We start from the raw sequence: 20,549 nt of genomic DNA on the forward strand, positions 1-20,549 counted from the left end.
GTCCTGTGTGCCGACGGTCGGCCGGCTCAGCGCTCCCGTCGCGCCATGGGTGGCGGCGCGGACGGCAGGTCGTGAAGATTTATCACGCCGACAGCACCGGTCCGCCCGGCCGGATGTGGAACACGCCACAAGGAAAGGCGGACAAAGTTCACCGGACGGGTGAAGAGCCCTGGGATCGGTGACGCGATCGTTATGCGGATTTGAGTGTCCGTTGAGCGAACGCGCGGCAACACGTGGGAAAAGGAAAGGAGAGGCGGAGAAGGCTCAGGAAAGCAGCGTCTCGACGAGCGACTCCTGGAGTCCGCCCAGCCAGAGGTACGCCATCACCATCGGCTTGCGCGGGTCGGAGTCCGGCAGGCGGTAGAGCTCGTCGCTGTCCTCGTCCGTCACCTCGAGGCGGGCCCCTATGGCCAGCCGGAGGTCGTTGAGGGCTCCGAGCCACTGCCGCGACTCGTCCGGGCCGAGCTTGAGCACGGCACCGCCGTCACCGGCCACGGTGAGGGCGTCGAGGGAACGGATGACGGCGACGGCGTCATCACGCTTGCGGGCCCGCAGGTCGTTCTCCGTGTAGCGCCGGAACTCCGAGGAGAGGGCGCGCGCCTCGTCGTCCGGCTTCGCGTCCGGACCGCCGTACGCGTCGGGGAAGAGCCGGGCCAGCGCCGGGTCGGCGGGCGGCTCGCTGGGCCCCTCGGCGAACAGCGTGGCGAGCGGGTCCTCGCCTTCGACCGGCAGGTCGCCGGGGCCCACGAGCTCCAGCAACTGCACCGCCAGGCTACGGAGGATGGAGATCTCGACCTCGTCGAGCGCGACAGCGGCCCCTCCGCCGGGGACGGCTTCGAAGAGTCCGGACATCAGCGGTCCTGCTGGAGAGTCGCCCACAGGCCGTAGCCATGCATGGCCTGTACGTCGCGCTCCATCTCTTCGCGCGTGCCGCTGGAGACGATCGCGCGGCCTTTGTGGTGCACATCGAGCATCAGCTTGTGGGCCTTGTCCTTGGAGTAGCCGAAGTACGTCTGAAAGACATACGTCACATAGGTCATGAGGTTGACCGGATCATTGTGGACGAGAGTCACCCACGGGACATCGGGTTCGGGCACGACGTTCGGTGCCTCGCTCGACTCGGGGCGTTCGATCTCGACGGGTGCGACGCTCACGCGTCCATGCTGCCACCCGGCGTAGGGCATCGCACACATGGGCCCGCGTGGCGGCCGGTGCCGCGTGCTGCCGACCGGTCGCGCGGTTCCGCCTCGGTGCCGCATGGGGCCGCCGCCCCGCGTGCTGCCGACCGGCCCCAGAGAAATCGTCAAAGTGACGAGTAATGGGAGTAGCATCTCTGCCATGAACACAGCGGAACTGGGCCTGCCGGTGGCCGTGCCGTCGACTGCGCTCTTCACCGACCAGTACGAACTGACGATGCTGCAGGCTGCGCTGAGAGGAGGGACCGCGGACCGGCGTTCGGTCTTCGAGGTCTTCACCCGCCGCCTGCCCGAGGGCCGGCGCTACGGCGTCCTGGCGGGCACCGGCCGGGTTCTGGACGCGGTCGAGAACTTCCGCTTCGACGAGGCGGTCCTGGACTTCCTGCGCGACCGGCAGCTGATCGACGACGCGACGCTGGAGTGGCTCGCCGGGTACCGCTTCCGGGGCGACATCTGGGGCTACCCGGAGGGCGACGTCTACTTCCCCGGTTCACCACTGATGAGAGTCGAGGGGACCTTCGCCGAGGCCGTGCTGCTGGAGACGGTGATCCTCTCGATCCTCAACCACGACTCGGCGGTGGCCGCGGCGGCCTCCCGGATGTCCGTGGCCGCCGGATCGCGCCAACTGATCGAGATGGGCGCCCGCCGCACTCATGAGCTGGCCGCGGTCGCCGCCAGCCGCGCGGCGTACCTCGGCGGATTCCACTCCACCTCCGACCTCGCCGCAGGCTTCCGCTACGGCATCCCGACGGTCGGCACCAGCGCCCACGCCTTCACCCTGCTGCACGACAGCGAGCGGGACGCCTTCACGGTCCAGATCGCCTCGCTGGGGCGCGGCACCACGCTGCTGGTCGACACCTACGACGTGGCCGAGGCCGTACGCATGGCCGTGGAGCTCGCCGGGCCGGAGCTCGGGGCCGTACGGATCGACTCGGGCGATCTGCTGCTGGTGGCCCACCGGGTGCGCCAGCAGCTGGACGACCTGGGCGCCAAGGACACCAAGATCGTGGTGACCAGCGATCTCGACGAGTACGCGATCGCCTCGCTCGCCGTGGCGCCGGTGAACGCCTACGGGGTCGGCACCCAGCTGGTGACCGGCAGCGGCCACCCGACCTGCTCCATGGTCTACAAGCTGGTCGCCCGCGCGGAGTCCACGGCGCCGGAGGCCCCGCTGGTCCCGGTGGCCAAGAAGTCGCTGGGCGGAAAGACCTCGATCGGCGGCCGCAAGTGGGCCGCCCGGCGCCTGGACGCGGACGGCGTGGCCGAGGCGGAGGTCATCGGCACCGGGGAGATCCCGCCGGAGCTGGCCGACCAGCAGCTGTTGGTGGAACTCGTCCGGGAGGGCCGGGTCCTCGCCCGCGAGTCCCTGGACACGGTCCGCGAGCGGCACGCCGAGGCACGGGCCTCACTGCCGCTGTCCGCGATGCAACTGTCGCGGGGCGAGCCGGTGCTCCCGACGGAGTACGTATGACGGGCCCGCCGCCGCGCGTCTCCCCCGGGCCGGCCCCGCACCCGGCCGCCCGGCGCCCGGCCCGCGCCCGGACGGCGAGGTGCGGGCCCACCGGCGGGTGGGGTCGCCCGTCACGCCTGCCGCTCCCCGTCGGCAGGCCGGCCGAGGTCCGGTTGCCGACGGGGGCTCCACGGGAGGCCCGGGGCGCACGCCCTAGCAGGCGGAGGCCCTCTCCCACAAGGGCCGCCAAGTCTCTACTCTCGGGAATCGGGGCAGTCCGGACCTTCCGCGGCGGCCCGATACCCGGCCCCGCGAGGGGCCCGTCCGCCCCGCCGTTCACCAGCCGAAGGGCACGCGCCATGCACCGGGCACTCATCGTCGTCGACGTTCAGAACGACTTCTGTGAAGGCGGCAGCCTCGCGGTGACGGGCGGCGCCGACGTCGCCGCCGCGATCACCGACCTGGTCGGGGAGTCCACAGCCGGATACCGCCATATCGTCGCGTCACGCGACTTCCACATCGCACCGGGCGACCACTTCTCCGAGCAGCCGGACTACGTGCGCTCCTGGCCGGTGCACTGCCTCGCGGGCACCGAGGGCAGCGGGTTCCATCCCAACTTCGCGCCCGCCGTCGCCTCGGGGGCCGTCGACGCGGTCTTCGACAAGGGGGCCTACACGTCGGCGTACAGCGGCTTCGAGGGCACCGACGAGAACGGCACCTCGCTCGCCGACTGGCTGCGGGCCCGCCGGGTCAGCGAGGTGGACGTGGTCGGCCTCGCGACCGACCACTGCGTACGGGTCACCAGCCTGGACGCCGTCCGCGAGGGCTTTGTCACGGGTGTCCTGCTCGACCTGACCGCGGGCGTCTCGGAACACACCACGGAGCGGGCTCTCGCCGAGATGCGGGAGGCGGGCGTGGAGCTCACCGGAAAACCCATCGTCTGAGCGCGGGTCCACCCCGAGGGCACCATCCCGCGGGCCCGCCCTCGGGATGGACCCACGGAAACGCCACGCCCGCCCTCACCCCGCTGCACGATCGCCCGGTCGGCAGGGCCCCGCCGACCGCTCTCCGGGCGACAGCGGGTCCGCCCGGGCACGGCCCGTGGTCCGGTTCCGGGAGTCCGGGGCTGCGGGGCAGGGCCGCCTCGCCGCCCTGCTACGGCGTCGTGGTGGAGCGCTCCGCCGGGAGGCCCGGCCAGGTCGGTCCGGCCTCGGGGGCCTTGGCCTGGGCCGGGGGCCGCAGGAGCGCGCGGATGGGGTGCCAGGACTCCGTGTCGTCGTGCGGCGCGGCCCGCCAGACCAGCCCATCGGGGTGGTGCAGCACGGCTGTGACCTCGTCCGGAGTGGGCGGCTCGGTGTTGCCCCGCAGGTAGACCGCGCGCAGCCCCAGGTTGCGCAGCCGCGTCAGTGCCCGCGCCCGGTTCACGGCGTGCACGAGCACCCGGACCCGTACGGCCTCACCGCAGGCACCCTCGCCGCGGGGGCGGGGCAGGGACAGCGCGACGACCACACTACCCCCCGGTAGCTTGATGAATCCTCCACCTGGCATGCCTTCAGAAACTCCCCCGTGAGACGTGGCGTCAATAAGAACTGTGCCAGAGCATCTAAACGCGAATCGGCCGCCGCCCGCTAGTGGGCGACGGCCGATGCCGCTCTGACCTGGCTTTATAACGATTACTTCGTCGAGGGTCCGACCTTCACCGTCATCGTCGACCCGTTCCGGGCCTCCTTGACGATCTTGATACGGGTGTTGGTGTCAGGAACGACCACCCCCGCCGTCGGGTTCGACCGGAACCAGTAGGTTCCCTTCCGGTCATCGAAGACGGAGACGCCCTTCTTCGACTTGATCTTGGTGGCCTTGCCCTCCTTGTGGAGCGTGATGCCGTCCGTGCCGTAGCGGCTGAAGGGCGAGTCGTACGCCTGGATGCGGTTGCGCACCAGCGTGCCGTCCGCCCACTTCTCCGGCTCGGCGTGAGCGTCCACCGGAAGGATCAGACCCTTGCCCGGGTGGACGCTGACGTTGTTGTCCGACTGGGAGGTGTCCCACAGCCACACCATCAGACCGTTCTGGTACGGGTAGTGCTCCACCCAGTTCGGGCGGGCCGTGGCCCAACCGAAGTTGTACGGACCGACCTTGAGGGTCTTGTCGTACGACACGTACTGACGGTTCTCCGCGATGTAGTACTGCGGGTACTGCTGGGTGAAGGACTCGCCGATGCGCGAGAAGCCCTTCGCCGTCCAGCCGTTGTCGTCACCCTCGGCGCCGTCCGTGAACAGCGCCGCGCCGTCGGCCACGACGCTGACCGCATCCGCCGCGAAGCCCTTCTGCGCCGCGCCGCCGTCCGTCCGGTAGCGGAACCGGATGTCGATCTTCTTGCCCGCATAGGCGTCCAGCGGGTAGACGAGGCTCTTGTACGCGCCGGAGGTCCCGGTCAGCGCCGGCTTGTCACCGCCGTCGCGCGGGATGGCCCTGCCGTCCGCCGTGCCGTCCACCGGCGTCCAGTCGGCGCCGCCGTCCGTCGACACCTCGGCGTAGAGGTAGTCGTAGTCCTCCTCGATGTCCCACCAGCCCTTGAGCTCCAGGGAGGCCTTGGACTTGCCCGTGAGGTCCACGGAACGGGTCAGGGTGTTCTTCAGGTCGTTGCCCATGTCGCTCCACCACTGCTTCGAGCCCTCGGCGGGCTTGACCACGGTGGTGGTCTCGGGCTTGGCGGGCAGCTCGACGACGAGCGCCTGCTTGTCACGCGTGTTGTACTCGGCGACGCCCAGCTTGTGCGTGGACGCGGTGGCGGCCTTGGCCTTGCCGTAGTTGAGCCAGCCGAGCTGCAGCTTGTCCCAGGCCGTGAAGTCGCCGGGCAGATCGCCGATCTCGTTCCTGCCGGTGCCCAGCCAGGAGCCGTTGGACATCAGTGACCAGAAGGCCACGGACGACTCGCCCTTGCCGGTGGTGTCGTAGTGGTCCGGCAGCCCCAGGTCGTGGCCGTACTCGTGGGCGAAGACGCCGAGGCCGCCGTTCTCCGGCTGCATGGTGTAGTCGCCGACCCAGATGCCGGTGTCACCGATCTGCGTGCCGCCGGACTTGTTGCTGCCCGGACCGGTCCTGCCCGCGTCGGTGCCGTACGCGTACCAGCGGTGCGCCCACAGCGCGGTCTCGCCCTGGACCCCGCCGCCCGCCGACTCGTCCTCGCCGGCGTGGACGATCTGGAAGTGGTCGATATAGCCGTCGGACTCGTTGAAGTCGCCGTCGCCGTCGAAGTCGTAGCGGTCCCAGAGGTCGTACTCGGCCAGCTGCGCCTTGATCTGCGCGGGGGTCTTCCCGGCGGCCTTCTGGTCGGCGGCCCACTGGTTGACTCCGTCGCGCACCGCGTCCCAGACGTTGGCGCAGTTGGTCTCACCGCAGTAGTTGGAACCGTACCGGGCCTCGTTCCACTCGACCTTCACCCAGTCGGCGACCTCGCCGTCGACCGAATAGCGGCCCGAGGACTGCTTCTCGTAGAACTTCTTCAGCGACTCCTTCTTCTTGCCCTTCGAGAAGTAGAGGTCCTGGAAGTGCCGCCGGTTGTAGTCCTTGCGCCAGGCCGTGCTGTTGTCCTCCGCACGGTCCGGCTCGGCTATCCGGTTGTGCAGCGGCCCGGGCTCGCCGCCGTACTTCTTCACGGGCGGCTCCGGCCCGTCCGGGCCGTCCGGGTCGTACGTCGTGGTGTTGTCGACCTTGTCGCCGAACTCCACCAGGACGGTGAAGATCTTGTCGGTCTTCTCGCGGGCCAGCTCGACGTACTTGCCCCTGCCGAGCTTGACCACCCGCGAGGCGCCGCGCTTCTCCGCCTTCGCGTCTCCGGCCAGTACCTGCTGGAGCGCTTCCTCGCGCTGTGCTTGCCGACTCCTGCTGAACGGGCCTTCCAGGTCGTGTTCGACCTGGCCTTTCGCCGGCGCCGGGTCATGGCGCTCGACTCCGGCGGTCGGCCGGTCACCTGCCTGCCCGTCCTCGGCCTGCGCGGCACCGGCCGACAAGGCGGCCGCTCCGATCGCTGCGACCGCGGTTACCAGGGCGGCGGATCTGATGGTCCTCCGATGGCTGCTCACGTGGGCGCTGCCCTCCCGAGTGTTTCCCCCAAAAACGCTTCTTCTGGGGGGCATTGGACCGGAGCGACGACAGAAAAGACAGATCTTGACTTGGACACGCCACGCCCGTACGGTGAGCGGTTTGCACCTTCCGGAAATCGGACAGATATCCGGAAGATGAACGGACGGGTGGCCGCTCGGCCTCTCCGGACCCGTGCGATTCCGCCTGGTTGGCCGACGGGACGACCAGGCGCGTCCGTCTCGCCAGTCGGAATCCGGAATGACTCCGTGCGCCCCCTGTGCACCGGCACCGTGTGTTAGGTCACGCTTACCACCAGATCCGCTCGGGCAGACAGGACCTAGAGTCATGTGACGGGCGCGTACCCCGCGTTCTCCCGGTCCCCGGTGAACCGCGGCCCCGGGACGGTGACTCCACAGCCCGACAATGCCCCGAGGACGGAACTCGCGATGCCGCGTCCGACTGCCGCACAGCTCGCCTACGGTTCGGCCACCGTCATCTTCTCGACCCTGGCCATGCTGCTGCTCTCCCAGACTCGTTCGGGCGCCGGGGTGATGGTCATCGCCGTCGCTGGGCTCGTCCTCGGGCTCCTCGTGGCCATGACGGTCACGACGCCGCGTCCGGCGGCCCGTACCGCTCGTCCGGCGCGGGCGCCCCGTACCGCGGCTGCCGCCCGGCCCGTACGGTCGGCCGCCCCCGAGCGGCACAACACCCTGCCCCGTCCGAGGGCCCACACGGACTCCCGGCCCCGCGTCGGAGAGCACTCGCTCCGCCGCTGAAGAAACGCGCTGACGCTCCCCGGCCCGTCCGGCCGGCCGTTCCTCACTCCACGGCCACCACCACGGTCTTCGCTGCCTTGTCGTGCAGACATTGCTGGTACGGCTTGTCCCAGGTGCAGTTGAGCACGTTGATCAGCCAGAAGACGAAGCCGCAGCAGGGGACGAACAGGGGCAGTGTGTAGACCGCCGCGCGGATCCAGCCGACCGAGCCGGCCGGTACGCCGCCGTTCTCCAGCAGGGCGACGCGGACCCTCATGAGCTTCTTCCCCACGGTCTGCCCGGAGTTGCTCAGCATCAGGCCCTCGTAGATGAAGTACACCAGCATGACGGTGCCCTGGACGGTGGCGGACCTGCCGCTGTCATCGGGGTCCCAGGGGTCGTAGTAGCCGACGATCAGGACCATGATCACGCTGACCGGGACACCGATGAGGATTCCGTCGATGATCCGGGCGAGAAGGCGCCTGCCGCGGTTGGCGAGCGGGGGCATACCGGCGAGGGGGTCGGCCTGGCCGTAGCCGCCGTACGGCGCACCGCCGTACGGACCGCCGGGGGCCCCGTCGTAGGGACCGCCCGGACCGCCGGGACCTCCGCCGTACGGGCCGCCGCCGCCCGGCGGGGGCGGCGGCGGGGTGTCGTACGGCGAGCCGCCACCGGTGCCACCGTCCGTGGGCGGCGTCGGCGGCCGCTTCCGGAACGGGTCGTTGTCGTCCGGCCCGCCGGACTCCGGTGACGGCTGATCGCTGCTCATGTCCCCCAGTCGAACCCCGCGGTGGGGGCTGCGCAGCCCGGCACGAGCCGTTCGGGGGACCGGCGGGCTCAGCCCCCTCCGCCGGTTCCCGCCACGAAGGTGTGCGCCACCTTGTCGTGCCAGCACTGGCGCCAGGGGCGGTCGAACAGGCACCAGAGCACGTTGACGATGCCGACGACCAGGACGCCGAGCAGGCTGTAGAGCAGCCAGCGGCGCAGTGCCGCGCCGAAGGACGGGGCGTCATGGGACTCGATGTCCACGACCTTCACCCCACAGAGCCGCTTGCCGAGCGTCCGGCCCCACTTGGCCTGGGGGAGGACCTCCAGCAGCACACCCGCGAGCAGCAGGACGCCGAGGACGATGCCGAGGTGGCCGGCCGTGGTGCCGTCGAGGAGCCAGACGGTCACGGTCTCCCCGGTCAGCTTCGCCTGCTCGACCTTGTCGTTGATGTGGGCGACGGCCTGGGTGCCGAGCGGTACGGCGGCGGCCGCGACCGCGGCGCCGAGCAGGACCGTGTCGATCAGCCTGGCCGCGAGGCGGCGGCCGAGCGAGGCGGGGCGGGCGGACGCCTGGGCCTGAGCGGCTTGCAGGAAGGGGTCGTTGACCGGTGGCCGCCAGGGGATGACGCCCTCGGGGCCGGACGGACCCTGCGCCGGGCCGGCGGACGGGCCCGCTGCCTGGGGGCCCGTGGGCTGGTGCGCCTGCTGGGCCCAGGACGGCTGCCCGCCGCCGGGCCCCTGAGTGAGGCGCGGCTGTACCGGAGCGGGTTCGGGTGCCGGAGCGGGTGCCGGAGCCGGGGCAGGTGCCGGAGCCGGGGCAGGTGCCGGGGACTGCGGCCGGGAGGAGTGTGCGGCGGCCGGGCCGGGCTGTGGCGGAATGGCGTCGATCCGCCCCTTCGGCGGTTTCTGTGCCGGTCCCGGCCGTGCCACACGGATGGCCATGGTGCCGTCACCGTCGCGGCCCGCATCGGCGGAGGCCGCGTCTCCCCCGCGATGGGCCCGGATGGTCATCGTGCTGTCCCGGGGCGCTCGCCCGCCGGGGGCCTGTCCGCCGCGGCTGCCGAAGTCCGCGTCCGCCGCCGGGCCGCCGTCCTCCGCACCTCCCCGGCCTGCCCCTTCGCCGGAGGTGTCACGGGAGGCACCGGCGCCGGCCGTATCGTCCGGGCCGGATGCCCCTGATCGGTGGGCCGCCGGCGTCCGCCCGCTGTCGGACGCCGGAACGCCGGCGCCGGAGGCCGCGGAACCACTCGCGCCTTCCGCTCCGGAGGGGGCGGAGACACTGCGCGGGCCGTCGGCGCCGCTTCCGGCACCGGACGGCTCATTCGCCTGCGGGTCGGCAGAGCCCGGTCCCCGCGAAGTACCCGGAGCCGTCTGCTCCGCGGCGGCGTCGGCGGTCCCCGGCACGTCCGTGCCCCAGGAGATACGGCGGTCCTGGCCGCCGCCGAAACCGGACTGGTGGGAGGCGTCCGCGTGCCAGGCGGACGCGGGCTCGGGGCTGGAGCCGTGGAGGCGCTGGGGGTCGTTCCAGTCGAGACCCTCGGAACGGACGTCCATCTCGCCGCGCGGGCGCAGCTCCGGCAGCGACCCGCCGTCCCCCGACGCGGACGGCGCCGAGCCCTCGTAGAGGAACACCGGACCGGTCTCCTCGGCCGGGGCTACAGCCTGCGCGGGATCGCCGGGGGCGGAGGTGGTGGCAGCGGCGGGCGCCGACGTGGAGGGGGTTGAAGCGGCGGATGCGGTTCCGGGCGGCGCACCCGGCATGTCCTCACCGTCCTGCGGTGCCGGCCGACTTGTGCCCGGCACCCACGAGGCCCCGTTCCAGTACCGGATGTAGCCGGGGATGGACGGGTCGGGGTAATACCCGGGGCTGGGGCTGCCGTCGGCGGATCCTGAGGTTGGCGCGCTCATTGACCGTCCCGTCGTGTCTGCTCGGCGTGCTGTGCGGTGGGGCATGAGCAGTGTGCCGCACACGCGCGGTGTGGGTGTACCTCGCTCCACCACCGCCCATGGGTGCGCGCGGGGACCGGAGCGCAGTGTCCACACATATCAGACCCCGCCGATCCGCCGCTCGGATCCCTCTGTACCCGCCTCTCCGTCCGCCCGGCCCGGGACCATGCGGGGGCATGCCCGCGGAGCCGCGTTGACGAGACCGCCCGGGCCAACGCCCCCTCGGACGTACGGAAATCCTCGCCGGTGCGGGACCGGTCCGTGCGTTCGGGCCACCTGAGGGCTGCTGTCGGAGGAGAATCGATGAGTTTTCGCGAAGTCGCGTAAGGAAACGCGAGGTGCCGTGTCTCACCGTGTGCGGGCCTGTCGCGAGGCCGCCGCACAAGGAAAGGACGACGTCATGCACACCGTGGTGGAACGAGAGCTGGAGTTCGACCTGGTCCTGTCACCGGAGCGCAGCATTTCCGTGCCGGCCCGCCTGACGTACCGGACGGACGATCCGTACGCCGTGCGCATCACCTTCCACATCGGTTCGGACTCCCCGGTCACCTGGGCGTTCGCGCGTGATCTGCTGGTCGAGGGGGTGTTCCGGCTGTCGGGGCACGGGGACGTCCGGATCTGGCCGGCGAAGGTCGACGGGCGCAGTGTCATCTGCCTCGTCCTGTCCTCCCCCGACGGCGACGCGATGCTGGAGGCTCCGGCGGCGGCGGTCTCGGCGTGGCTGGAGCGGACGATGCGGCTGGTTCCGCCGGAGGCGGAGCAGGAGCGGCTGGCCATCGATGACGCGTTGAACGCGTTACTGGCCCCGGCGGTGACCGATGACGCGCGGCTGCGTGACGCCCCCGCCTCCGACGACACGCCGGAGCCGGGCCCGGGGCCGGGGGCCTGAACTCCGTCCGGCGCCTCGCAGCGGACGGCGGGCGCGAGGTCACCCGCTCCAGCGTTCCGAGTTCTCTCGGCTTGCCCTTTCCGGCGGGGGTTGGGCAGGCACTCGTCCGGCCGCCGGCCGCGGGCCCCGTCAGAAGAGTTTGCCGGGGTTGAGCAGTCCGAGCGGATCGAAGGTCTGCTTGATGCCACGCTGGAGCTCCAGGCCGACCGGTCCCAGCTCCCGGGCCAGCCATTCCTTCTTCAGTACGCCCACGCCGTGCTCGCCGGTGATGGTGCCGCCGAGTCGGAGGCCGAGCCCCATGATCTCGTCGAAGGACTCACGGGCGCGCCGCGACTCGTCGGGGTCGGCGGCGTCGAAGCAGACGGTGGGGTGGGTGTTGCCGTCCCCGGCATGGGCGCAGACGCCGATCGCCAGGTCGTACTTCTCGCCGATCGCGGCGGTGCCCTCGAGCATCTCCGCGAGCCGGGAGCGGGGCACGCAGACGTCGTCGATCATGGTCGCGGTGCTGACCTGCTCCAGGGCCGTGATGGCCAGACGCCGTGCCTGGAGGAGCATCTCGGACTCGGCCGTGTCCTCGGCAGGTACGACCTCGGTGGCCCCGGCCGCCTCGCACAGCGCTCCGACGGCCGCCAGGTCGGCGGACGGATCGGGGGTGTCGAAGGCGGCCAGCAGCAGTGCTTCGGTGGACTCCGGCAGCCCCATGGCGGCCATCTTGTTGACGGCGCGGAGGGTCGTGCGGTCCATGAGTTCGAGGAGGGACGGGGCGTGGCCGCGGGCCATGATCTCGCAGACGGCGTCGCAGGCGGCGGCAGCGGAGGGGAACTCGGCGGCGAGGACGAGCTGCGGGGGCGGTGAGGGCTTCAGCGCCAGCACGGCCCGTACGACGATGCCGAGGCTGCCCTCGGAGCCGACGAAGAGCCGGGTCAGGTCGTAGCCCGCGACGCCCTTGGCGGTGCGGCGGCCGGTGGTCAGCAGCCGGCCGTCGGCCAGAACGACGTCGAGGCCGAGCACATACTCGGCGGTGACGCCGTACTTCACACAGCACAGGCCGCCGGAGGCGGTGCCGATGTTGCCGCCGATCGTGCACTGCTCCCAACTGCTGGGGTCCGGCGGGTAGGAGAGCCCCTGTTCGGCGACGGCGCGGGAGAGTACGGCGTTGACGACGCCCGGCTCGACGACGGCGATCCGGTCGACAGGGCTGATCTCCAGGATGCGGTCCATCTTGACCAGGGAGAGCACGATGCAGCCGTCGGAGGCGTTGGCCGCGCCCGACAGCCCGGTGCGGGCGCCCTGGGGGACGACCGGCACCCGCAGGGCGGTGGCGGTGCGCATCACATGCTGGACCTGCTCGACGGTGCGGGGCAGGACGACGACGCCGGGGGCGCCCGCGTCGCAGAAGCTCGCCATGTCGTTGGCGTAGGCGGCCGTGACATCGGGGTCGGTCAGTACGGCGTCGGCGGGGAGGCCGTCGTGGAGCAGATCGATCAGCTGGTCCATGCGTCCACCCTCGCATTCGTGCGCCCGCCTGGGAAGCTCCGCGGAGGCGACACGGTGTCAGGCGCCCGTTGGGCGGGCCGTGGCCTCGCACCACGCGGGGCCCGGACACATCGCATGTGCGGAGCGTACGCGCGGCCGGGCGTAGGAGCAGGGCGGCCGCGCCTGTGCGGGCCCCCGGCGAGCCGGACGTACGAGCAGGCCGGGCCGCGCCTGTGCGGGCCCCCGGCGAGCCGGACGTACGAGCAGGCCGGGCCGCGCCTGTGCGGGCCCCCACGGCCCCACGGGTCAGGTGCCGTGGAGCCGCGGGCCACCCCAGCGGTGGCCGGGGGCGTGAGGGACCCTCAGGACGCCGACGGCGGAGCCGGAGACGTCACAGGTTGCCGCGCCGCTCCTGCTCGCGCTCGATCGCCTCGAACAGCGCCTTGAAGTTGCCCTTGCCGAAACCCATCGAACCGTGTCGTTCGATCATCTCGAAGAAGACGGTGGGGCGGTCCTGGACCGGCTTGGTGAAGATCTGCAGCAGATAGCCGTCCTCGTCACGATCGGCGAGGATCTTCAGCTCGCGCAGCGTCTCGATGGGGACGCGGGTGTCGCCGACCCACTCACCCAGGGTGTCGTAGTACGAGTCGGGGGTCTCGAGGAACCGCACACCGGCCGCGCGCATGGCCCGTACGGTCGCGACGATGTCGTTGGTGGCCAGCGCGATGTGCTGGACGCCCGGGCCGCCGTAGAACTCCAGATACTCGTCGATCTGCGACTTCTTCTTGCCGATGGCCGGCTCGTTCAGCGGGAACTTCACCTTGCGGGTGCCGTCCGCCACGACCTTCGACATGAGGGCGGAGTACTCGGTGGCGATGTCGTCGCCCACGAACTCCTTCATATTGGTGAAGCCCATGACGTTGTTGTAGAAGGCGACCCACTCGTTCATCCTGCCGAGCTCGACATTGCCCACGCAGTGGTCGATGGCCTGGAAACGGCGGGGCCCAGGCTCCACGACCGGCTCGGCGGCCTCGTAGCCGGGGAGATAGGGGCCCTCGTATCCCGTGCGCTCCACGAGCGTGTGCCGGGTCTGCCCGTAGGTCGCGATGGCGGCCAGGACGACCGTGCCGTACGCGTCCTCTGCCTCATGCGGCTCCTCCAGGCCGGTGGCACCGTGCTCGACGGCGTACGCGTACGCGGCGCGTGCGTCCGGCACCTCGATGGCCAGGTCGATCACACCGTCGCCGTGCTCCGCCACATGGTCGGCGATGAACCGCCCGTAGTCGGTCGCGGGCTTGATGACGGAGGTGAGGACGAAGCGCGCGCCCCCGGACTCCAGGACGTAACTGGCGGTCTCCCGGCTGCCGTTCTCCGGTCCGGAGTAGGCGACGCACCGCATACCGAAAGCCGTGGAGTAGTAGTGCGCGGCCTGCTTGGCGTTGCCGACCGCGAAGACGACCGCGTCCATGCCCTTCACCGGGAAGGGGTCGGCCTGCCGTACGCCCTCTCCGGTCGATCCGGCGGGGCGGTGATCGATGGTCTCAGTCATATCCGCAGGCTCCCTCCGAACCACAAGGTGCGCAATAGTTGGCCGATTCGCTGCACACTATGCAGAGCAGTCCGGCGGAAGAGTCGGTCGTTCTGTACAGTATGACCACCGGAACGCGATCAGGAGACAGACCATGGGGATCGACGAGCTGGACGGGCGGCTGATCGAACTGCTCGCCCAGGAGCCGCGCATCGGCGTCCTGGAGGCGTCCCGGCGGCTCGGGGTCGCCCGGGGCACCGTGCAGGCCCGGTTGGACCGGCTTCAGGCCAATGGGGTGATCCGCGGCTTCGGTCCGGAGGTGGACCCGGCGGCGCTGGGCTATCCGGTGACCGCCTTCGCGACGTTGGAGATCAAACAGGGCCAAGGCGCGGACGTACGGACCCATTTGGCGACCGTGCCGGAGGTCCTGGAGCTGCACACCACGACCGGTCACGGCGACATGCTGTGCCGCCTGGTGGCCCGCTCCAACGCCGATCTCCAACGTGTGATCGACCGGGTCGTGGGTTTTGATGGCATCGTGCGGGCCTCGACGGCGATCGTCATGGAGAATCCCGTGCCGCACCGGATCATTCCGCTGGTGCGCCAGGCGTCGGAGGACCGCGGCTGAGCCGAGCGGGACGGGGGACCCCGTGGTGAGCTTCCGGGAGCACCTCGGTCATCGCCACGAGCAGCTGCTGGTGGACGCCTGCCGGCACGCCGGCGCCGTCTTCCCGTGCAGGGTCCTCGCGACCGTGCACGGGTGCCCGGCAGGTCAGCAGCTGGGGACCCGGCCACCGGAGTCGAGGGCCTGGAGGGCGTCGACCGCCCCACCCAGCGTCGTGACGGGAATCAGCCGCAGCCCCTTCGGCAGCTCGGCGCGGGCCTCGCCGCACTCGTCCTTCGGGACCAGGAAGACGGTGGCCCCGTCCCGCCTGGCGGCCTGCGTCTTCAGCGGGACACCGCCGACCGCGCCCACCGTGCCGTCGGTGGTGATGGTGCCGGTGCCCGCGATCGTACGGCCGCCCGTGAGGTCACCGCCGCGGCCGCCCCCGTCCAGCTTGTCGACGATGCCCAGCGAGAACATCAGCCCGGCGCTCGGCCCGCCGACGTCCGCGAGCCGGAGCGTGACGCGTACGTCGTCGGGGGACTCGCGGAGATGGCGCAGCGCGGCATCGGTGGCCGCGCCCTGGGACTTCCGCATCTCCTGGGCGTTGTGCCGCTCGACCTCCTCGGTGGTGTCGCCCACCGGGTAGACGGATTCGCGCGGCAGCACGGAACGGTCGGCTGCGAACCAGCCGTCGATGACATCTCCGAGGCCGACCTCCGCATCCGGCCCGGTCGCGGCGATCGTCGTCATCCGGAGCTGTCCGGTGGTCTCACGGACCTCGGCGCCCGAGATGGTGATCACCGGCTTGCCCTGGTTGGAGCCGAGCACATCCGCGGTCATGCCCGGCTGCGCGATGGAGAAGGGCAGCGGGGCGAACGCGGCCACGGCGAGCAGTGCGACCACGGGGGCGGCGCAGACAGCGAGGATCCGGGAGCGGGGGGAGACGGCTGGCATGGGAGTGAATCTAGTTCACGGTCGGCGCCGTCGCCTCCGCGCCCGTCCCGGGCCGCGTCCCGTCGGCCCGGACACTCCCCGCTGGGCCGGGCGCGCACCGCCGGCTCCCGTCACCCGGGCCGTCGCCCCGTCCCTCAGGGCCGGCCCGCGTACCCGGCCGCGCCCCTCTCACCCGGGCCCCCGCCCCGTCGCTCAGGGGCTCAGCGGAGCGCGTCCGAGACCTCCTGCGCCGCCTCCACGACCCTGGGGCCGACCCGCTCGGGCACGGAGTCGGAGAGCATGACCACACCCACGCTCCCCTCCACGCCCGTCACCCCGAGCAGCGGGGCGGCCGCGCCGCTCGCGCCCGCCTCCAGTTCGCCGTGGGTGAGCAGGAAACCGGGGTCGCCGCCCGGGTCCCGCCGGGCCGCCAGTATCGCGCGGCCCGCGGCGCCGCGGTCCAGGGCGTGCCGGAATCCGGCCCGGTAGGCCACGTGGTAGTCGGTCCAGGTCGGCTCGACCACGGCGACGGCCAGGGCCTCGGTCCCGTCCACCAGCGTCAGGTGGGCGGTGGCTCCGATGTCCTCCGCCAGGGAGCGCAGCGCCGGCAGGGCGGCCTCCCGTACGAGCGGGTGTACCTGGCGGCCCAGCCGCAGCACCCCGAGCCCGACGCGCGCCCGGCCGCCGATGTCACGGCGTACGAGGGCGTGTTGTTCCAGGGTGGCCAGCAGTCGGTAGACCACTGTCCGGTTGACGCCGAGCTTGTTGGACAGCTCGGTCACGGTCAGGCCGTGGTCGGTGTCGGCCAGCAGCTTGAGAACCCTCAGGCCCCGGTCGAGCGTTTGAGACGTCTCCGCGGTCACGACGCCCTCTCTCGTCTGAGTGACGGCGGCATCTCGCGATGGTGGCTCTGCCGGTCCCAGCGGCAGCGCACGGAGAGGCCGCCGGTCGCATGGCACCGGCTGCGCTCCGCGGCGGCGCTGCCACGGGGCGTGCGGGGTACCGGAAACCTAGCGAGCTGTCCCGCTCAGCGAAAGACATAGTCCAGAATCCGGGCAGCGCACAGCCGGTTTATCCGCATTGCGGACCGTGATACGGGCATGCGCCACCCCGAGAACCCCCGAATCGCCCCGTACCCGCCCGCACCGTCCACCGCCCGGGGCGGCGCCACCGCCCCCGTTCGGGCACCGGGGGCCGGGAAATGCCTCGGCACCCGGGCCGCCGGGCGCCCCGCCTCCCGACGGCCCGGACGACGCCTCCCGCGGCACCATGAGCACACGCCCGGAGCGCCCCCGGGGCGCAGTCGGTAGTCAGTCGGACCGCGGTGTCACCGCATACGGGTGGCCCACTCCCGGACCTTCTTGATCCGCTCCCGGAGCTGCCCCGCCGTCGCCTCGGCGCTCGGCGGCCCGCCGCACACCCGGCGCAGCTCGGTGTGGATCACCCCGTGCGGCTTGCCGCTCTGATGGACATACGCGCCCACCAGGCCGTTCAACTGCTTGCGCAGCTCCAGCATCTCCTTGTGGCTGACGACCGGCCGCCGCTCCGCCGGGAGTTCGAGCAGGTCGGCCTCCTCGTCCGGCTTCTTCCGGCTGTGCGCGATCTGCCGGGCCTGACGGCGCTGGAGCAGCATCTGCACCTGGTCGGGCTCGAGGAGACCGGGAATGCCCAGATAGTCCTGTTCCTCCTCGCTGCCCGGGTGCGCCTGCATCCCGAACTCGGCGCCGTCGTACAGCACCCGGTCGAAGACCGCGTCCGACTCCAGCGCCTCGAAGGGCAGCGTGTCCTGCTCGCCGGTGTCCTCGTCCTGCTGCTTCTCCGCCTCCTGGAGGAGCTTCTCCTCCTCGGCGTACGGGTCGTCCTCGCCGTCCTTCTTCGGCTTGTCCAGGACGTGGTCGCGCTCGACCTCCATCTCGTTGGCGAAGCCGAGCAGCATCGGGATCGTCGGCAGGAAGACGGAGGCCGTCTCACCACGCCGCCGCGACCGTACGAAACGGCCCACCGCCTGGGCGAAGAACAGCGGTGTCGAGATCGTCGTGGCGTAGACGCCCACCGCCAGCCGCGGTACGTCCACGCCCTCGGACACCATCCGGACCGCGACCATCCAGCGGTCGTCGGACCCGCTGAAGTCATCGATGCGCTGCGAGGCCCCGCTGTCGTCGGAGAGGACGACGGTCGGGCCCCGGCCGGTGATCTCGCGGATCAGCTTGGCGTAGGCGCGCGCCGAGTCCTGGTCGGAGGCGATGACCAGCCCGCCCGCGTCCGGAATCGCCTTGCGGACCTCGCCGAGGCGCTGGTCGGCGGCGCGCAGGACGTTGGGCATCCACTCGCCGCGCGGGTCGAGCGCCGTACGCCAGGCCTGGGACACCGCGTCCTTGGTCATCGGCTCGCCGAGCCGGGCCGCGACCTCGTCCCCCGCCTTCGTCCGCCAGCGCATATTGCCGCTGTAGGAAAGGAAGATGACGGGCCGGACGACGCCGTCGGAGAGCGCGTTGCCGTAGCCGTAGGTGTAGTCGGCGGCCGAACGGCGGATGCCGTCGTTCCCCTCCTCGTACTGGACGAAGGGGATGGGGTTGGTGTCGGAGCGGAACGGTGTTCCGGTGAGCGCCAGCCGTCGGGTCGCCGGTTCGAAGGCCTCCAGGCACGCCTCTCCCCAGGACTTGGAGTCACCGGCATGGTGGATCTCGTCCAGGATGACCAGGGTCTTGCGCTGCTCGCAGCGGTTCCGGTGCAGCATGGGCCGCACGCCGACGCCCGCGTACGTCACGGCCACGCCGTGGTACTCACGGCCCAGCGGCCCGGCGCTGTACTCCGGATCGAGCTTGATCCCTATCCGTGCCGCCGCCTCCGCCCACTGCTTCTTCAGATGCTCGGTCGGCGCGACGACGGTCACCTGCTGCACGACGTGGTGGTGCAGCAGCCAGGAGGCGAGCGTCAGCGCGAACGTGGTCTTACCCGCTCCGGGGGTCGCCACCGCGAGGAAGTCCCGCGGCTGATTCCGGATGTACGCATCCATGGCGCCCTGCTGCCATGCGCGCAGCTTGTTGGCCGTGCCCCAGGGAGCACGGCCGGGGAAGGCGGGTGAGAGGTGGTGGGAGGAGGTGGTAGTCACGGTCTCCGTCGGGCTGGCTCGGCGATCGGGAACCGCGTCAGCCTACCGGTGCCGCCTTCCCGCTCCGCGGGTACGCCCCCGGGCCACCCAAGGGTGGGACCCAGCTCACATCCAGGGCCCCACGGCGCCCTGCGTGTACGCGCCGGAGCCGCCCGGCGGTGGTCCTCAGCCTCCGTGCGGCGGTACGGGCCTGAGCCGGGTGGTGACATACGCGCCGAACAGGGCGACGGCCGCCATGGCCAGGAACACCGCGGCGAAGGCCTCCGGGTGGCCCGTACCCCCCGCGGCCGCCGAGGCGGCCGAGTGCGCTCCGGCGGCGACCGACCCCCCGCCCAAACCGACGAAGATCACACCACTGGCCCCGACCAGGGCGATGTTGCCGAGGGCGTCGGAGACCTGCAGGGAGGCGGAGTTGCTGCCCGCGTCCGCGGGCTTCGACAGTTTCAGCAGCAGTACGCTCCCACTGGAGATGGTCAGGCCCATACCGAAGCCGCCGACCAGCCACGAGACGGCGACGACGCTCCAGGCGGGCACGGTGTCGACGAGTGCGAGCCCCGCCGCCGCGATGGCGAGGGCGATGAGCACCATGCCGAGGGTCATCAGCCGCTCGCGGTGCGGCTCCAGGCGGGCCCGGGCCTGCACATACGAGCCGAGCGCCCAGGTGAGCCCCCCGCCGGTGAGCGAGAGCCCGGCCAGGGTCGCCGACAGCCCGCGCTCGGTGACGAGCATCAGCGGGACGAAGGTCTCCCCGCCGAGGAACGAACCCGCGGCGATCCCGCGCAGCAGGATCACGGCAGGCAGACCACGGGCCGCGCGGAAGGTGCCGCGGGGCAACAGCCGCAGTACGCAGGGCACGAGCAGCGCCAGTCCGGCGACGGCCGGGACGAGCACGGTCCAGACCGCGCCGTCATGGGAGGAGGCCTGACCCGCGTACTGCAACAGACCCGCGCCCGCGGCGACGGCGAGGGCGAGGGCGATACGGCGGCGGTTCACGGCGGAGGTCCGTTCGCCGCCGGGGAGCCCCCGCAGGGCGGGCAGCATCACGGCGAGCGGCAGCAGGATCAGGACGGGGATGGCGAGGAACACCCAGCGCCAGCCGAGCTGTTCGGTGACCGTGCCCGCGACGAGCGGCCCGACGATGACGGGCAGGACCCAGGCGGCGCTGAACGCGGCGAGCACGGCGGGGCGGAGCCGCTCGGGGTAGGCCCGGCCGACGACGACGTACAGCGCCACGCTCACCAATCCGCCGCCGATGCCCTGCAGGCCTCGGCCGCCGACGAACGTCCACATGTTCGGTGCCGCACCGGACACCACGAGCCCGGCACCGAAGGCGGCGATACCGCTGAACAGCGGGGCGAGCGGGCCGCGCCGGTCGCACCACTCACCGGACAGCGCCATGGCGAAGAGGCTGGCGGTGAAGTAGCCGGAGAAGGCGAAGGCGTAGAGCGGGATGCCGTCCAGAGCCTGGGCGGCCACGGGCAGCGCGGTGTTGACGGCGCTGGCCTCGAAGGCGATGAGGGAGACGACCGAGACGATGCCGAAGGTGAGCGCGCGGAACGGACGGCTGAGGACGGAGTCGCCGTCCGGCGCGGCTCGACGGGCACGGCCCCTGCGCACGGCCGGTCGGGACGCCGAGGCCGTGCCGGGAGGAAGCGATCCCCCTGCCTCGTCCACATGCGCGACGGCAGTCCGGCCGGGGGTGGCGCCCGGCGCGTCCGCCCATGCGGCCGCGGCCGCGGGGGCGTCGGGGACAACGGCGGATTCGGCGGCAGGGTCGTCGGGCGGATCGAGAGCGGCCATTGCGC

General features: G+C 71.7%; 17 protein-coding genes. 5 read left to right on the forward strand and 12 right to left on the reverse strand.

All coding sequences use genetic code 11. The features are described from left to right. Positions 1-264: 264 nt before the first annotated feature. Together ACTWQE_RS11030 and clpS are read right to left on the reverse strand one after the other, a co-directional pair. Positions 265-852 carry a DUF2017 domain-containing protein gene (locus ACTWQE_RS11030; RefSeq protein ID WP_443328690.1) on the reverse strand — a complete coding sequence of 196 codons (588 nt, stop codon included), beginning with the start codon at positions 850-852 and terminating at the stop codon, positions 265-267. Beyond that, complete coding sequence (gene clpS / locus ACTWQE_RS11035; protein ID WP_443328691.1) at positions 852-1,184, reverse strand: ATP-dependent Clp protease adapter ClpS; 333 nt, start codon at positions 1,182-1,184, stop codon at positions 852-854. Before clpS ends, ACTWQE_RS11030 begins: the two co-directional genes overlap by 1 nt. Positions 1,185-1,338: 154 nt before the next feature. Between clpS and ACTWQE_RS11040 the strand changes: the two genes are divergently transcribed. Together ACTWQE_RS11040 and ACTWQE_RS11045 are read left to right on the forward strand one after the other, a co-directional pair. Next, positions 1,339-2,667, forward strand: coding sequence for a nicotinate phosphoribosyltransferase (locus ACTWQE_RS11040; protein ID WP_443328692.1), 1,329 nt, complete (start codon positions 1,339-1,341; stop codon positions 2,665-2,667). 338 nt (positions 2,668-3,005) lie between these two features. Further along, positions 3,006-3,590 (forward strand): nicotinamidase, encoded by a 585-nt coding sequence (locus ACTWQE_RS11045; RefSeq protein WP_443328693.1) that lies wholly within the window; start codon positions 3,006-3,008, stop codon positions 3,588-3,590. A 211-nt stretch (positions 3,591-3,801) separates the two neighbouring features. Here the strand turns inward: ACTWQE_RS11045 and ACTWQE_RS11050 are convergent, their stop codons facing one another. Together ACTWQE_RS11050 and ACTWQE_RS11055 are read right to left on the reverse strand one after the other, a co-directional pair. Further along, on the reverse strand, positions 3,802-4,194 hold the full coding sequence (locus ACTWQE_RS11050; RefSeq protein ID WP_443328694.1) for a hypothetical protein: 393 nt from the start codon (positions 4,192-4,194) through the stop codon (positions 3,802-3,804). A 125-nt stretch (positions 4,195-4,319) separates the two neighbouring features. Beyond that, entirely contained in the window at positions 4,320-6,728 is a 2,409-nt protein-coding gene (locus tag ACTWQE_RS11055) for an immune inhibitor A domain-containing protein (protein ID WP_443328695.1), read from the reverse strand. Positions 6,729-7,175: 447 nt separating this feature from the next. Between ACTWQE_RS11055 and ACTWQE_RS11060 the strand changes: the two genes are divergently transcribed. Further along, the gene (locus ACTWQE_RS11060) at positions 7,176-7,505 is read left to right on the forward strand and encodes a hypothetical protein (protein WP_443328696.1); all 330 of its coding nucleotides are present in this window, start codon (positions 7,176-7,178) and stop codon (positions 7,503-7,505) included. 43 nt (positions 7,506-7,548) lie between these two features. Here ACTWQE_RS11060 and ACTWQE_RS11065 read toward each other — a convergent pair whose 3' ends face one another. Beyond that, the gene (locus ACTWQE_RS11065) at positions 7,549-8,253 is read right to left on the reverse strand and encodes an RDD family protein (protein ID WP_443328697.1); all 705 of its coding nucleotides are present in this window, start codon (positions 8,251-8,253) and stop codon (positions 7,549-7,551) included. Between the two features lie 68 nt (positions 8,254-8,321). After that, entirely contained in the window at positions 8,322-10,160 is a 1,839-nt protein-coding gene (locus tag ACTWQE_RS11070; protein ID WP_443328698.1) for an RDD family protein, read from the reverse strand. 439 nt (positions 10,161-10,599) lie between these two features. On the opposite strand from ACTWQE_RS11070, the gene ACTWQE_RS11075 reads away from it, so the two are divergent. Further along, on the forward strand, positions 10,600-11,088 hold the full coding sequence (locus tag ACTWQE_RS11075) for an SsgA family sporulation/cell division regulator (protein ID WP_443328699.1): 489 nt from the start codon (positions 10,600-10,602) through the stop codon (positions 11,086-11,088). 129 nt (positions 11,089-11,217) lie between these two features. Here ACTWQE_RS11075 and ACTWQE_RS11080 read toward each other — a convergent pair whose 3' ends face one another. Both ACTWQE_RS11080 and hppD read right to left on the reverse strand, forming a co-directional pair. Further along, entirely contained in the window at positions 11,218-12,585 is a 1,368-nt protein-coding gene (locus ACTWQE_RS11080; protein WP_443328700.1) for an FAD-binding oxidoreductase, read from the reverse strand. Between the two features lie 370 nt (positions 12,586-12,955). Next, the gene (gene hppD / locus ACTWQE_RS11085) at positions 12,956-14,113 is read right to left on the reverse strand and encodes a 4-hydroxyphenylpyruvate dioxygenase (protein WP_443328701.1); all 1,158 of its coding nucleotides are present in this window, start codon (positions 14,111-14,113) and stop codon (positions 12,956-12,958) included. 133 nt (positions 14,114-14,246) lie between these two features. Here hppD and ACTWQE_RS11090 point away from each other — a divergent pair, with 133 nt between their 5' ends. Further along, positions 14,247-14,720: an Lrp/AsnC family transcriptional regulator gene (locus ACTWQE_RS11090; RefSeq protein WP_443328702.1), complete on the forward strand. Its 474-nt coding sequence runs from the start codon at positions 14,247-14,249 to the stop codon at positions 14,718-14,720. 144 nt (positions 14,721-14,864) lie between these two features. Here the strand turns inward: ACTWQE_RS11090 and ACTWQE_RS11095 are convergent, their stop codons facing one another. From ACTWQE_RS11095 to ACTWQE_RS11110, 4 genes are all read right to left on the reverse strand, one after another. Further along, the gene (locus ACTWQE_RS11095) at positions 14,865-15,653 is read right to left on the reverse strand and encodes a S16 family serine protease (RefSeq protein WP_443328703.1); all 789 of its coding nucleotides are present in this window, start codon (positions 15,651-15,653) and stop codon (positions 14,865-14,867) included. Between the two features lie 200 nt (positions 15,654-15,853). Then, complete coding sequence (locus tag ACTWQE_RS11100; RefSeq protein WP_443328704.1) at positions 15,854-16,495, reverse strand: IclR family transcriptional regulator; 642 nt, start codon at positions 16,493-16,495, stop codon at positions 15,854-15,856. A 464-nt stretch (positions 16,496-16,959) separates the two neighbouring features. Then, positions 16,960-18,744: a DEAD/DEAH box helicase gene (locus ACTWQE_RS11105; RefSeq protein WP_443328705.1), complete on the reverse strand. Its 1,785-nt coding sequence runs from the start codon at positions 18,742-18,744 to the stop codon at positions 16,960-16,962. Positions 18,745-18,909: 165 nt separating this feature from the next. Beyond that, on the reverse strand, positions 18,910-20,544 hold the full coding sequence (locus tag ACTWQE_RS11110; RefSeq protein WP_443328706.1) for an MFS transporter: 1,635 nt from the start codon (positions 20,542-20,544) through the stop codon (positions 18,910-18,912). Positions 20,545-20,549: the final 5 nt, after the last annotated feature.

This window comes from Streptomyces sp. 8N706 (assembly GCF_052245415.1).
Classification (GTDB): Bacteria; Actinomycetota; Actinomycetes; order Streptomycetales; family Streptomycetaceae; genus Streptomyces.

Coding starts and splice junctions, on each gene's coding strand:
- ACTWQE_RS11030 (WP_443328690.1), bottom strand. CDS start 852: ATGTCCGGACTCTTCGAAGCCGTCCCCGGCGGAGGGGCCGCTGTCGCG.
- clpS (WP_443328691.1), bottom strand. CDS start 1,184: ATGCCCTACGCCGGGTGGCAGCATGGACGCGTGAGCGTCGCACCCGTC.
- ACTWQE_RS11040 (WP_443328692.1), top strand. CDS start 1,339: ATGAACACAGCGGAACTGGGCCTGCCGGTGGCCGTGCCGTCGACTGCG.
- ACTWQE_RS11045 (WP_443328693.1), top strand. CDS start 3,006: ATGCACCGGGCACTCATCGTCGTCGACGTTCAGAACGACTTCTGTGAA.
- ACTWQE_RS11050 (WP_443328694.1), bottom strand. CDS start 4,194: ATGCCAGGTGGAGGATTCATCAAGCTACCGGGGGGTAGTGTGGTCGTC.
- ACTWQE_RS11060 (WP_443328696.1), top strand. CDS start 7,176: ATGCCGCGTCCGACTGCCGCACAGCTCGCCTACGGTTCGGCCACCGTC.
- ACTWQE_RS11065 (WP_443328697.1), bottom strand. CDS start 8,253: ATGAGCAGCGATCAGCCGTCACCGGAGTCCGGCGGGCCGGACGACAAC.
- ACTWQE_RS11070 (WP_443328698.1), bottom strand. CDS start 10,160: ATGAGCGCGCCAACCTCAGGATCCGCCGACGGCAGCCCCAGCCCCGGG.
- ACTWQE_RS11075 (WP_443328699.1), top strand. CDS start 10,600: ATGCACACCGTGGTGGAACGAGAGCTGGAGTTCGACCTGGTCCTGTCA.
- ACTWQE_RS11080 (WP_443328700.1), bottom strand. CDS start 12,585: ATGGACCAGCTGATCGATCTGCTCCACGACGGCCTCCCCGCCGACGCC.
- hppD (WP_443328701.1), bottom strand. CDS start 14,113: ATGACTGAGACCATCGATCACCGCCCCGCCGGATCGACCGGAGAGGGC.
- ACTWQE_RS11090 (WP_443328702.1), top strand. CDS start 14,247: ATGGGGATCGACGAGCTGGACGGGCGGCTGATCGAACTGCTCGCCCAG.
- ACTWQE_RS11095 (WP_443328703.1), bottom strand. CDS start 15,653: ATGCCAGCCGTCTCCCCCCGCTCCCGGATCCTCGCTGTCTGCGCCGCC.
- ACTWQE_RS11110 (WP_443328706.1), bottom strand. CDS start 20,544: ATGGCCGCTCTCGATCCGCCCGACGACCCTGCCGCCGAATCCGCCGTT.